This is a genomic window from Paludisphaera soli, from assembly GCF_011064595.1.
Taxonomy (GTDB): Bacteria; Planctomycetota; Planctomycetia; order Isosphaerales; family Isosphaeraceae; genus Paludisphaera; species Paludisphaera soli.
In genome coordinates, this window is the sequence record NZ_JAALJI010000007.1 from 178,326 (window position 1) to 189,830 (window position 11,505).

Consider the following 11,505-nt stretch of genomic DNA (forward strand, 5'->3'; position numbering starts at 1 on the left):
CCGCCGGGCGGTGGGGTAGCCTCGCAGGCGTGAGCGGGGGCGAGCGGCGGGTCGTCTCGTCGCCCCCCGGCGGGCGGTTCGACCGCCCGGAACGACCCTCCGGAATCAGGGAATCCCAAGATGTCCACGCAACGCGACGCGAATCTCTCCCGACGCGGCCTCCTGGGCGGCGGCCTCGCCGCGCTCGGCGCGTTGGCCGCCGGGCGGCCCCTCATGGCGGGCACGCTCGGCGCCGCCATCGCCAAGGCGCCCTTCCGGCTCGGCCTCCAGAGCTACTCGCTCCGGGGCTATAAAGAAGGCGGCCAGTCCAGCGTCGAGAGGGCCCTGGCCGTCTCCCGCGACCTGGGAATCCGATACTGGGAAGCCTACCCCGGCCACATCCCCATGAGCGAAGATTCCGACGCCCTGGCCAAGTCCCAGGCCCTGCTCAAGCGGGCCGACGTCGAGGTCGTGGGCTACGGCGTCATCCCCTTCAAGAAGGGCGACCCGAACAACCGCAAGCCGTTCGAGTTCGCCAAGAAGATGGGGGTCGAGTACCTTTCCGCCGACCCCGACCCCGACAGCTTCGACGAGCTGGACAAGCTGGTCGAGGAGTTCGGCATCGGCGTGGGCATCCACAACCACGGCCCCGGTCACCGCTACGACCGGATCGACGTCATCGCCAAGGCGATCGAGGGCCACAGCCCGAAGATCGGCTGCTGCATCGACGCCGGCCACTTCCTCCGCTCCAAGGAAGACCCCGTCCGCGCCGCCGAGGTCTTCGGCGACCGCGTCTTCGGCGTCCACCTGAAGGACGTGAAGGACGCCGAACACTTCACCATCCTGGGCAAGGGGGACCTCAACTACCCCGGCCTGTTCAAGGTGCTCGCCGCCAACGGCTACACGGGCCTCGTCGCCCTGGAGTACGAGGAGAACGAGCAGGACCCGGCCGACGACATCCGCGTCTGCCTGGAAGAAGCCTACAAGGCGCTCGGCGCCCTCTGACCTCCCTCCGTCGTCTCGAAAGGAGCCGCCTCGATGATCCCCCGCGTCCTCGAACCGGAGTCGATGGACGGGCCCGACGAAGTGGCCCAGTATGACGCGATGGACCATCGGGCGGTCAACGACCGCTTCGTGGCCGACTTCCTCGCCGCCCACGGCCCCTGCCGTGGCGGCGAGATCCTCGACGTGGGGACCGGCACCGCCCGCATCCCCATCGCCCTGGCCCTGGCCGACCCGAAGGCGCGAATCGTCGGCTTCGACCTCGCCCCGGCGATGCTCGAACGCGCCGGGCGGAACGTCGCCGAGGCCGGCGTAGCCGATCGGATCCGGTTCATCCTGGGCGACGCCAAGTCGCCGGCCTCCCTGGGGGACGTCCGGTACGAGGCCGTCCTCTCCAACACGATCGTCCACCACATCCCGGACCCGGCCCCGGCACTCGCGGCGATGGTGGAACGCCTGGAGCCCGGCGGCACGTTGATGATCCGCGACCTGGCCCGTCCCGACGACGCGGAGACGCTCGCCGCGCTGGTCGAGCGATACGCCGGCGAGGAGTCGCCCGAGGCCCGCGAGCTGTTCCGCGCCTCGCTCCACGCCGCCCTGACGGTCGACGAGGCGACGAGGCTCGCGGCCGGCGCCGGACTCCCCGCCGACTGCATCGCGATGACCTCCGACCGTCACTGGACCCTGACCTGGCGGCGGCCGGCCTGACGTTTTCGCGGCTTCCTGCGCAACTCGGCGTTGGAGCGGCGCGGAATTTTCATAGTTGGATCGACGGCCGACGACCGAGTCGCCGGCGGTGGGCCGTCCTCCGCGTAGCAATGTCGCAGCCCGCGTCCCGCCAGGGCCGGATTCGCCTGCGCGAACGTCCGCCGAGAGTCCAGAGCCGAGAGCCGGTGATATGACGACTGACATCGAACGACCTGCGGGCGTGGCCGAAGAACTCGCACCGGCCGGCCGGGCCAGGGCCGGCGAGGAGATCCGGCTCTTCGCCCTGATCGCCCTGACCGTCCTCCTCCTGGGGCTCTCCGTCGTCCTGGCCTTCCCGTTCCTCCCCTCGATCACCTGGGCGGTGGCGCTGGCGATCCTCGCCTGGCCGATGCACGTCAGGCTGCGCCAGTACATCCCCTGGCCCTCGGCGGCCGCCGGGCTGAGCACCACCATCGTGGTCGTCGTGCTCCTGGGGATCGGCGGCTTCGTGGTCTACAACCTCGCCGCCGAGGCCGGGGCCGCGGTCCAGCACCTGGAGAAGAAGACGAGCGAGGGTGGCGGAGTCGAGGCGACCGTCGCCGAGATCCCCTTCGTCGGTGCCGCCATGAAGTGGCTGGAGGACAAGGGCGTGGACGTCGAGGGGCAGGCCCGACGACTCGCCGGCTCGCTCGCGCAGTACGTCTCGGGCTTCACCCAGGTCTCGGCGGTGGCCACCATCCAGTTCCTGGTCGCCGCGTTCATCCTCTTCTACCTGTTTCGGGACCCACGGGCGTTCTTGACCGAGATCCAGGACCTGCTGCCGATGCCGCGGTCGGAGAGCGACTTCATCATCAAACGCGCGGGCGACTCGGTGCACGCCAATCTCTACGCTACCCTGATCACCGGCCTGCTCAACGCGGGCAGCTACGGGCTGCTGTTCTGGTGGTTCGGCCTGCCCGCGCCGCTGCTCTGGACGGTCATCATGTTCATCCTCTGCATCCTGCCGATCCTGGGGGCCGGCCTGGTGTGGGGGCCGGCCGCGATCTACCTGGCGATGAACGGCCAGTGGATCGGGGCGATCGTCCTGGTGGGCTGGGGCGTGCTGACGTTCATCATCATCGGCTACTTCCTCTACGGCCGGATCGTCGGCGAGCGGATGAAGATGCACGACGTCCCGGCCCTGCTCGCGTTCCTCGGCGGCCTGGCGGTCTTCGGGCTGTCAGGCATGATCCTGGGCCCCGCGATCGTGGCCGTCACAATGGCCCTGATCGAGGTCTGGAAGCGACGCATGGCGGCCTCCGAGGCGAGGGCGATCGCCGCCGGCGACTGAGCCGTCGTCGGTCGGTCGGTCGACTCCGGGGGCCTCGGTCGTTATGATCGGGGCCTCTCCCGAGCCGCGCCGAAGGCGCGCCGACGTCAAGCCTTGGACTCCAGGGAAGCCGGATCGCGATGAGCACGTCGAGCGAGATGGCCGCTTTGCTCGCGGAGTACCGAGTGGTGGTCGTCCAGCCCGTCCAGTGGGGCGAGCAGGACCCGTTCGGCCATGTCAACCACGTCCACTACTTTCGGTGGTACGAAACCTCCCGGATCGCCTACGCCCGGAAGGTCGGCCTGATGGAACTCCATCAACGCGACGGCGTCGGCCCGATCCTTGCGTCGATCGCGAACGACTACCGCCGCCAGCTCACCTATCCCGACACCGTGCACGTCGGCGTACGCGTGACGCGGATCGGCGTCGCCAGCATCTCGCTCGAGCACAAGATCTTCAGCGAGAGCCAGGGCTCCCTCGCCGCCGAGGGGACCTCTACGCTCGTCATCTTCGATTACCGGGCCCAGCGGCCGACCCGCGTCCCCGACGCGATCCGATCGGCGATCGAGGCCCTCGAAGGCCGCGAGTTCCCGCGCTCCTGAACGCTAGTCCGACCCGGCGTTCGCCGCACGACGCCCCAACCCCCCCACGCAGGGACCCGACGTGAGCATCGACGCCCCGCCCGCCCCGCCGAGCCCCCGCCTTTCGCGCCGGCAACTCGTCACGATCGCCCTCCTCATGGCCGGCTACACGGGCTACTACTTCTGCCGATCCAATTTCCCGGTCTGCTCCCCGATGATCCGCGAGGAGCTGGCGCGGGGCGGGATGAGCCTGGACGACGCCAAGATCGGCCTGGGCTCCATCATCACGCTGGGGGCGCTCGCGTATGCGGCCGGCAAGTTCCTCGGCGGCGGGATCACGGACCGGCTGGGGGGACGTCGGATCTACCTGGCGGGCATGCTGGGCTCGATCGTCTGCACCCTGGCGTTCACGCTGGGCGCGACCCTCCCCTTCTTCCTGATCACGTCGGTGGGCAATCGCTTCGCCCAGTCGCTGGGGTGGGTGGGGGTGGTCCGGGTGGTCTCGCGGTGGGTGCCGCACAACCGGTTCGGGACCGTCATGGGCTTCGTCAGCCTGAGCTACCTGTTCGGCGACGCGCTCTCGCGCAAATTTATGAAAGTCCTCCTGGATTACGATTTCACCTGGCGAGGGGTCTACTACGCCACGGCGGGCGTCCTGGGCGCGATGTTCGTCGCCAACCTGGCCTTCCTCCGCGAGAGCCCGGCCGACGTCGGCGAGCCGGAGCCCGAGCCGAACCCGGACAACCTCTTCGGCGCCGAGGGGGCCGAGTCGAAGCCCTCTCGGTTGGCGGACGTGCTGGGGCCCCTCTTCCGAAGCCGGGTGTTCTGGTACGCCTGCCTGCTCTCGATCGGCCTGACGCTCCTCCGCGAGACGTTCCAGAACTGGACGCCCCTCTACTTCAAGGACGACCTGGGCTTCACCGACGCCGAGGCCGCCGACAAGAGTTCGTGGTTCCCGTTCTTCGGCGGGATCTCGGTCCTGCTGGTGGGCTTCCTCAGCGACCGTCTGGGCAAGGGCGGCCGGGCCCTGGTGATCGTATCCGGGCTGTTGCTGGCCACGGTCGCCCTGCTGTTCCTGGCGATGAAGGTGCCCCACGGGACGGCCTTCGGGCCGGCGGCGGTCGTGGCGCTCATCGGGTTCCTGCTCGTCGGCCCGTACTCGTTCCTGGCCGGGGCCGTGGCGCTGGACTTCGGGGGCAAGAAGGGGGCGGCGGCGGCGGCCGGCATCATCGACGGCGTCAGCTACATCGGCGCGATGCTCTCCGGCCTGGTCATGGCCCAGATCTCCGTCACCTTCGGCTGGTCGGGGGCCTTCGCCGTGCTCGCCGCGGTCGCCCTGCTGACCGGGGGCGTGGCCGTCTTCTTCTACTGGGACCAGCGCCGGGGCGTCCGGGCCTGATCGGGCGTCAGTCGACCGTCTCCGGCGTTCGAACCGGGTGTTCGCGCGCCCCGGGCGCCTCGACGATCGGCCACGACGCCCGCAACTCGTCCGGGTAAGGCCCGATCTTCTCGACCGGGATCGGCTTGAAGCCCAGGTCGAAGGCGGGCGAGCCCGTCTGGAGGCGGAAGTCGTCCCGGGCGGCGTCGACGAACCGGGGATCGGCGACGACCGAGTGGGCGTCCATCCCCATCGCCCGCCACGACGCCCATTCGTCGAGCGTCTCGGTCTCGTGCAGCGAGACGCTTCGCACGTAGACGGCCCCTTCCCGCTCGGGAAAGTCGACCCGCGCCCGGAAGTCCTTCATCGCCTCATGATGCCCCGACTGGCCCGGCCCCGGGATCGTGAAAAGGAATTCGACGTCGCGCCACTCCGTCCCGAGCTTCGCCTCGTTCGGCGAGTTCGCCCAGAAGAAGGCGCCGGCCTCGTAGCCCTGGAGCATGACCTGCGCCCGGAGCCCGGGCTTCGAGGCCCGGAGCGACGCCTTCAATCGGTAGCTGCTCCCGGGCTTCGCCGGAAAGAGGCGGCTGACGACGATGGGGTAGTTGTCGCGTTCCTTCGAATCGTCGAACGCGGCGTCGATCCGCAGGGCTCGCGTCCCGCCGTCATCCTCGATCGCCGCCTTCGCGGTCGGCGTGCGGATCTGCCACTGCCAATCGTCGGGAAGTTCGCCGACGGCGCCGCCCGCGAAGTCGGCGTTGGGGACCAACTCGCCGGAGACGTCGGGCCCGGCCTTGCGCTGGCCGGTCCGGATCGGCAGGCCGTGATGCCAGACGAGATTGAAGTCGAAGAGGTTGTGATCGAACGGCACGTCGTTGGTTCGGACGAGCGCGGCCTCCCGCCCGGCGTAGGCGACGATGTTGCGCACGAACTCGTTGCCGGTCATGATCTGCCCGTTCGGCAGGGGGGCGTCCTGCGGGCGGGTCGACATCCCCCGCATGCCCTTCCACGCGGGGCTGTCGGCCACCTTCGCGTAGCCTTCGAGCATCGTCTTGAGGTGGTCCTTCCAGTACGAGTGGCTCGCCGTCCAGCCCGAGTACTCGTACTGCTGCTGGCCGTTGTCGACGAAGACGTTGTTCTCGATGTGGTTGTCGCGACCGTTGTGCAGGTGCAGCCCGGCGCGCGAGCAGCGATAGACGATGTTGCCGACGACGTCCACGCCCCCCGTATTGTCGTCCAGATAAACGCCCCACGCGAAGTGCGGCGAGACCCAACGTCCCTGGCCGTCCTTGCCGAACCCCAGCATGTCGTGCATCAGGTTGTAGCGGATGACCGTCCCGCGCGAGGAGATCCAGTCGCGGCCGCCGGTGTACACGGCTCCGGTATCCTCGGTCTCCAGATTCATGTGGCGGATGTGGTTGTATTCCAGGACGAGATTGTTGCCGCTGAACAGGATGCCCATGCGCGGGCCGTCGTGGATCAGGTTGTGCGACGCGACGTTGCCGACGCCCTCCATCGAGACGCCGACGCCGTGCTTGTACAGGACACCGACGTGGTGGATGTAGTTGTTGTCGGCCCGGTTGTCGGCCGGGGTCAACGTCACCCGGTCGCCGCCTCCCAGGTAGACCCCGTGCGAGCCGACGTCGGAGACGTCGTTGCCGACGATCCGGTTGTGCGTCCCGCCCGAGACGCTGAGCGCGGCGTGATTGTAGTCGCCGACGCCGCGCACCGTGCAGGCCGCCACGGCGCAGGAGTCGGTCCCTTCCATGGAGACGGCCTCGCCGGTGCAGGCTTCCAGGGTGAGCCCCCGGAACGTCAGGTGCGCCGAACCTGGCTCGACCCGGATCAGGTTGCCGACCACCGGCGCGGCGACGACGTGGCCGGCGTCGAGCGGAGCGGGGGGCCAGAAGTAGAGCACGCCGGCCTCGCGGTCGACGTACCACTCCCCGGGGGCGTCGAGATCCTCGCGACCTCCCCGAAAGTAGTACCGGTCGCCGGGGCGGATCGGATACGAGGCGTCGGCCGTCAGGGTGATGACGCGTTGCGCCTCGTCGATCGAGCGGATCGGGACGATGTTGTTCCACCAATTGTAGCGGGGGAAGACGAAGACCTCGACCTCCTCGGGCCGCTTCCACCCCCGCGCGTCCTTGGCCTTGTAGCGGAGCGAGTTGCGGACCTCGCCGGGGACGTCCTGGTACATCGGCACACGCTCGCCGTCGGCGAAGGCCCAGCCGCCGCCGTACGGGTTGTCGGCCTCGAAGTTCGGATGGCGCGCCAGCGGCAGCCGGGCACCGTCGAGGAACAGCTCGCGGAACGTCAGATCCGTGAAGCCCTGCGCCTTCAGGTCCGCCTTCAGCACCTTTCCCTCGTGCGGCGCGAAGCCGACCACCGCGCGGGCGCCTCGGACCACGGGCCGCTCGCTGGGGAAGGCTCGGTAGACGATTGGAGCCGCCGCCGATCCGCCGTCCTCCTTCGCGAACCGGAGCGTCCGCGCCTGGGGATACTCGCCGCCCCGGATGAAGATCTCGACCCCCTCGCGGGCTTCGGGACTCACCTTGAGGTCTCGTACGACCTCGCGGGCGCGATCCAGAGTGGCGAGCGGTCCGTCGCCGCCCCCCGGCCTCGGATCGGCGAGCCGGCCCGACCAGGAGTCGTCCCCCTTGTTGGAGACATAGAGCTTGAGCGGCCCGGCCTCCACCCCACGCGTCGCCGACGACAGCCCGGCGGCCACGATCAATGCCTGAATCAACACGCCCTGAAGCCCCGAAGTCCGAGACATCGCGACACCTCTCGATCCGGATAGATGACCCCATCGGAGGATATCGCACGCCGAGGGGGCGAGATAGGCGCCCCTCGTCCCGGAACATCTCAGCGGAGGATCGGCGAGGGGCCGGGGAGGTCGTAATTCGCCAGGAACGTGGGGACGGAGACGCCCACGGCGGGCAGCGCGTTCCAGCTCTTCATGCCCGGCCGGGTCTGGACCATGTAGGCCCAGTGGCCCACCTGGGCCCCCGACGAGGTGGGCGTGAACATCTGGTTCTCCATCGTCCATTGGCCGTGCTTGCGCGTCATCTGGCCGAAGCCCTGGACCACCTCGGTCGAGGATGAGAAGGTCAGGAGCACCCGCCCCTGGGGCGTCACCGAGCCCACCAACGCCGAACTCATCGGCTCGCCCGAGCCGAGTTGCGAGACCGTTTCGCCCCAGAAGTAGCCATTGCGGTAGCCGCTGACGTGGTAAACCGTCTGGTCGAGCACGGGGACGATCGCGCCCGTGCTCGGGTCGAAGATCGTCGCCGACAGATTCGGTTTTGGGACGTATCAGTAGGCGTCCGCCAGCCAGGACCACCGGCTCGGAGCCGCCCTCGACGCGTTGGGAAGCTGGCGGACGCCCGCCACCTCGGCCGCCCGATGCGCCATCGGGGCCCGCGGGGTCGTCGAGAGGAGCAGGCGGCTTTCGAGCGACTCCAAAGTTAGACCGGGACGGCGGCGAGTTGCAGGGGATTCGGCCAACTTCGTGCCCTCGAGTGATCGGCCTGGCGGGAGAGACGTTGCCAGTAAACGCCGAGCGCGGCCGGCATTTACGGTGATGGGCCGCCAAGCCGCCACTCGACGCCAGTTTAGATCACGAAATGGGCGAATGCGGAGGGAAGCCTTGGGGAGGCTCCGGAATCCCCTAATTCCGAGCGAGGAAAGACGCTCCCGCGAGTCTCTCACCTCTCCTTGAGCTGGCGTGGCGCGATCTTCGGTAGTTCGAAATCCCCGACGGCCGGCAACCGCTCTTCGATCAGTCGGGTCAGCCGATCGAGCTTCTCCTCGATGGCGTCGACGCGAAGATCGGCGGCCCCGGCCCGGGTGTCGATCATCAAGAAGCCGTCCTTCACGGCGTAGCCGAGGTCCAGCACCGCAAGGTAGTCCCTCAGGTAAACGCCGATCGGGACGGTCTTCGCCTTCATGTCGACCGTCGACCTCAGATGCTTGTCCGTGATGGAGAGGGCGTAGGGATTGACGTAGATCGGGATGCCCGGATCGCTGGGAGTGGCCGAGGACTCCTTCAGCCACTTCAGGAGTTTCTCCAACTCGATCCCTTCCGGGAAATCGAAGTCGTGCCTCTCGGCGAGCTTGGCCCGGATGATCGCATTTTTGGCCTCGCGTTCCTCCCGACTCGGAGGCCCTGGGATCGGCTCAGGTTCGGAGGTCGGTGGCGTGGCGGGGGGCGAGACCGGGACGGCCGCCGACGGCTGCGGCGTCGGTTTGGTGGGCCCGGCTTGCTGGGCCAGGACGACGGAGCCGACGACGCCGAGCGTCGCCAGCGACGAGAAGGCGACGGGCTTCCAGGATGCAAGGGTCATGGCGACGAGGGCTCCTTTCGCGAGCGAGGAGATCGACAACGGGACGGCCGCAGTTCGGGTCGAGAGCGCCAGCAGGGACTGGATCACCGGGGCGGGGGGGGCCGCGAGGACGAACGGTCCCGGCACGATGACGCCCCGTGGCGTCAATCTTGATTCGAGACGCCTCCGTCCCCGCTGGAGCCGCCCGCGCAGGGCCGGTTCGGAGACGCCGAGCGCCCGGGCCGCTTGTTCGTAGGAAAGCCCCTCGAGGCCGCACAGGATGATCGGCCCGCGGTAGCGTTCGGGGAGCCGGTCGATCTCGGCGTGGATCAGGGCCGTCGCGTCCTCCGGGGGGGCCTCGCGGGCCGCGAGCGTGGCCGGGTCGACGAGGCTCAGGCGATTCCTTCGGTCGGTCGAACGCCGGTTCGCCCGCTTCGCGACCCGGAGGGCGACGCCGTGAAGCCAGGGACCCAGGGAGTCCCCCTTTCGAATCGCGACGGCCCGGCGGATCAGGACCAGGAAGACGGCCTGGAACGCGTCGTCCGCCTCGTCCCGATCGCGGACCACCCCCCGGCAGACGGAATGCACCATCGGCCCATGTCTTTCCAGCAGCGCTCGGAAGGCTCCGTCGGCTCCCGGGGAGCCGGTGCGGTAGAGTTCCAGAAGCCGGGCGTCGGAGCGCTCCCCCAGGACCCCGAGGGTCAGCAAGGATGCCAGAGGATCGGCGGGCTTGTTCCGGGTCGGCGTCGTCATCGCTCGCGGCCTCTCCCCTCGTTCGGTCGCCCCTGTCCCCTCCTAGTGCCCTCGACAGCGACATCCTCGCGCGAAATCGGCGTGATTGGGGCGAATTCGCTTCGACGGCTCCCCCATCCCTGCTACGGTCGTACGAGGTCGTGTCGCATCGAGTCCGATCATCTTCTCAGGAGGCCGTCATGGGGACGAGGGGTGCGGGATCGCGGGGCGGGTTGGTGTCGCTGGCCTTGCTCGGAGGGGTGCTGGTCGCAGGGCTGGCGAGCGGCGCGGACGGGCCGGCCGGGAAGAAGTCGATCTACGACGAGAAGGCCGACGCCCGCGAGCAGGTGGACAAGGCCCTCGCAGAGGCCAGGAAAGACGGCAAACGCGTGCTCCTGATGTTCGGCGGCGACTGGTGCGGCTGGTGCCACCGGCTTCACAAGCTGTTCGAGGAGGATCGCGAGATCGCCTCGGTCCTCTCCAACGAGTACGCCCTCGTGATGATCGACACCCAGGCCCCAAATGCGGAGGGGTATCTGAAGGAGGCGTCCAAGGGGCAGGAGGGCGTCGGCTTCCCGTTCCTCGCCGTGCTCGACGCCGACGGCAAGCTCCTCGTCGGCCAGAAGACCGACCCGCTGGAAGAAGGGGACCACCACGATCCGAAGAAGGTGAAGGCGTTTCTCGACCAGTGGAAGGTCGCGGCGAAGGACGCGGAGGCGGTCGTGAAGGACGCCCTGGCGAGGGCCTCGGCCGAGGACAAGCGGGTGCTGCTGACTTTCGGCGCGCCCTGGTGCGGGTGGTGCCACCGGCTCGAAGACTTCCTGGCCAGGCCCGAGATCGCCGAGGCCCTGGCCGACGACCTGATCGTCGCCAAGGTCGACGTCGACCGCATGACCCACGGGCACGAGGTCATGATGCGTCATCGGAAGGAAGTGGTCGGCGGGATCCCGTGGTACGTCGTCCTCGACGGCCAGGGGAAGGCCCACGGCACGGCCGACACCGCCTTCGGGAACATCGGCTACCCCATCGACCCGAAGGAGATCGACGCCTTCGTGGCCCTGCTCGAGGCGCAGAAGACGATCGAGCCGGCCCGAATCGAGGTCGTCCGCAAGGGGCTCGACTCGGCCGCCGCCGCCATCAAGGCCGAGATGGAGAAGCGCCGGGCCGAGCGCGCCGCGATCCAGAAGGCCGGCTGAGCGGGGCTCCGACGGGAACGGACGTGTCAGCCGGCCGGCGCCTCGACGCCGAGCCGCCTGACACAGCGGAGCCGAACGAGGTCGATCAGCAGCCCGGCCGTGGAGATCGCCACGACGCACCACCAGAACCCAAGGCCGCTGAAAAGCCGGTCGTCGCCGAAGGCCGCGAAGAGACAGGCGATCACGAGATAGGGGATCGAGCAGAAGCCGAGTCGGACGGCCATGCGGCGGAGCACGTCGCGAAAGGTCCGGGGGGGCATGAGGTCGGCCGGGCGCAGGCCGAAGAGGATTCGACGCCGGGGATGCATGTCCG

Annotated in this window: 10 protein-coding genes; 6 read left to right on the forward strand and 4 right to left on the reverse strand. The window is 69.0% G+C overall.

The window, feature by feature from the left end; all coding sequences use genetic code 11:
* Nucleotides 1-120 precede the first annotated feature (120 nt).
* From G6O68_RS11705 to G6O68_RS11725, 5 genes are all read left to right on the forward strand, one after another.
* Entirely contained in the window at nt 121-984 is an 864-nt protein-coding gene (locus G6O68_RS11705) for a sugar phosphate isomerase/epimerase family protein (protein WP_165247861.1), read from the forward strand.
* Between the two features lie 33 nt (nt 985-1,017).
* Nucleotides 1,018-1,689 (forward strand): class I SAM-dependent methyltransferase, encoded by a 672-nt coding sequence (locus G6O68_RS11710; protein ID WP_165247863.1) that lies wholly within the window; start codon nt 1,018-1,020, stop codon nt 1,687-1,689.
* A 220-nt stretch (nt 1,690-1,909) separates the two neighbouring features.
* Nucleotides 1,910-2,998 (forward strand): AI-2E family transporter, encoded by a 1,089-nt coding sequence (locus tag G6O68_RS11715; protein WP_165247865.1) that lies wholly within the window; start codon nt 1,910-1,912, stop codon nt 2,996-2,998.
* A 119-nt stretch (nt 2,999-3,117) separates the two neighbouring features.
* Nucleotides 3,118-3,579, forward strand: coding sequence for an acyl-CoA thioesterase (locus tag G6O68_RS11720; protein ID WP_240911136.1), 462 nt, complete (start codon nt 3,118-3,120; stop codon nt 3,577-3,579).
* A gap of 61 nt (nt 3,580-3,640) precedes the next feature.
* Nucleotides 3,641-4,957 (forward strand): MFS transporter, encoded by a 1,317-nt coding sequence (locus G6O68_RS11725; protein ID WP_165247867.1) that lies wholly within the window; start codon nt 3,641-3,643, stop codon nt 4,955-4,957.
* A gap of 7 nt (nt 4,958-4,964) precedes the next feature.
* Here G6O68_RS11725 and G6O68_RS11730 read toward each other — a convergent pair whose 3' ends face one another.
* The 3 genes from G6O68_RS11730 to G6O68_RS11740 form a co-directional block, all read right to left on the reverse strand.
* A complete protein-coding gene (locus G6O68_RS11730) occupies nt 4,965-7,715 on the reverse strand; it encodes a right-handed parallel beta-helix repeat-containing protein (RefSeq protein WP_165247869.1) in 2,751 nt (916 codons plus the stop codon).
* A gap of 89 nt (nt 7,716-7,804) precedes the next feature.
* On the reverse strand, nt 7,805-8,191 hold the full coding sequence (locus G6O68_RS11735; RefSeq protein ID WP_165247871.1) for a hypothetical protein: 387 nt from the start codon (nt 8,189-8,191) through the stop codon (nt 7,805-7,807).
* A gap of 455 nt (nt 8,192-8,646) precedes the next feature.
* Nucleotides 8,647-10,017: an RNA polymerase sigma factor gene (locus tag G6O68_RS11740; RefSeq protein ID WP_165247873.1), complete on the reverse strand. Its 1,371-nt coding sequence runs from the start codon at nt 10,015-10,017 to the stop codon at nt 8,647-8,649.
* A 179-nt stretch (nt 10,018-10,196) separates the two neighbouring features.
* On the opposite strand from G6O68_RS11740, the gene G6O68_RS11745 reads away from it, so the two are divergent.
* Nucleotides 10,197-11,192 (forward strand): thioredoxin family protein, encoded by a 996-nt coding sequence (locus G6O68_RS11745; protein ID WP_165247875.1) that lies wholly within the window; start codon nt 10,197-10,199, stop codon nt 11,190-11,192.
* A gap of 26 nt (nt 11,193-11,218) precedes the next feature.
* On the opposite strand, the gene G6O68_RS11750 is transcribed toward G6O68_RS11745, so the two are convergent.
* Nucleotides 11,219-11,500 carry a hypothetical protein gene (locus tag G6O68_RS11750; RefSeq protein ID WP_165247877.1) on the reverse strand — a complete coding sequence of 94 codons (282 nt, stop codon included), beginning with the start codon at nt 11,498-11,500 and terminating at the stop codon, nt 11,219-11,221.
* Nucleotides 11,501-11,505 lie beyond the last annotated feature (5 nt).

Excerpts from the sequence above, each read along its gene's own strand:
- G6O68_RS11705 (WP_165247861.1), top strand. The coding sequence starts at position 121 with ATGTCCACGCAACGCGACGCGAATCTCTCCCGACGCGGCCTCCTGGGC.
- G6O68_RS11710 (WP_165247863.1), top strand. The coding sequence starts at position 1,018 with ATGATCCCCCGCGTCCTCGAACCGGAGTCGATGGACGGGCCCGACGAA.
- G6O68_RS11750 (WP_165247877.1), bottom strand. The coding sequence starts at position 11,500 with ATGCATCCCCGGCGTCGAATCCTCTTCGGCCTGCGCCCGGCCGACCTC.
- G6O68_RS11740 (WP_165247873.1), bottom strand. The coding sequence starts at position 10,017 with ATGACGACGCCGACCCGGAACAAGCCCGCCGATCCTCTGGCATCCTTG.
- G6O68_RS11730 (WP_165247869.1), bottom strand. The coding sequence starts at position 7,715 with ATGTCTCGGACTTCGGGGCTTCAGGGCGTGTTGATTCAGGCATTGATC.
- G6O68_RS11720 (WP_240911136.1), top strand. The coding sequence starts at position 3,118 with ATGAGCACGTCGAGCGAGATGGCCGCTTTGCTCGCGGAGTACCGAGTG.
- G6O68_RS11745 (WP_165247875.1), top strand. The coding sequence starts at position 10,197 with ATGGGGACGAGGGGTGCGGGATCGCGGGGCGGGTTGGTGTCGCTGGCC.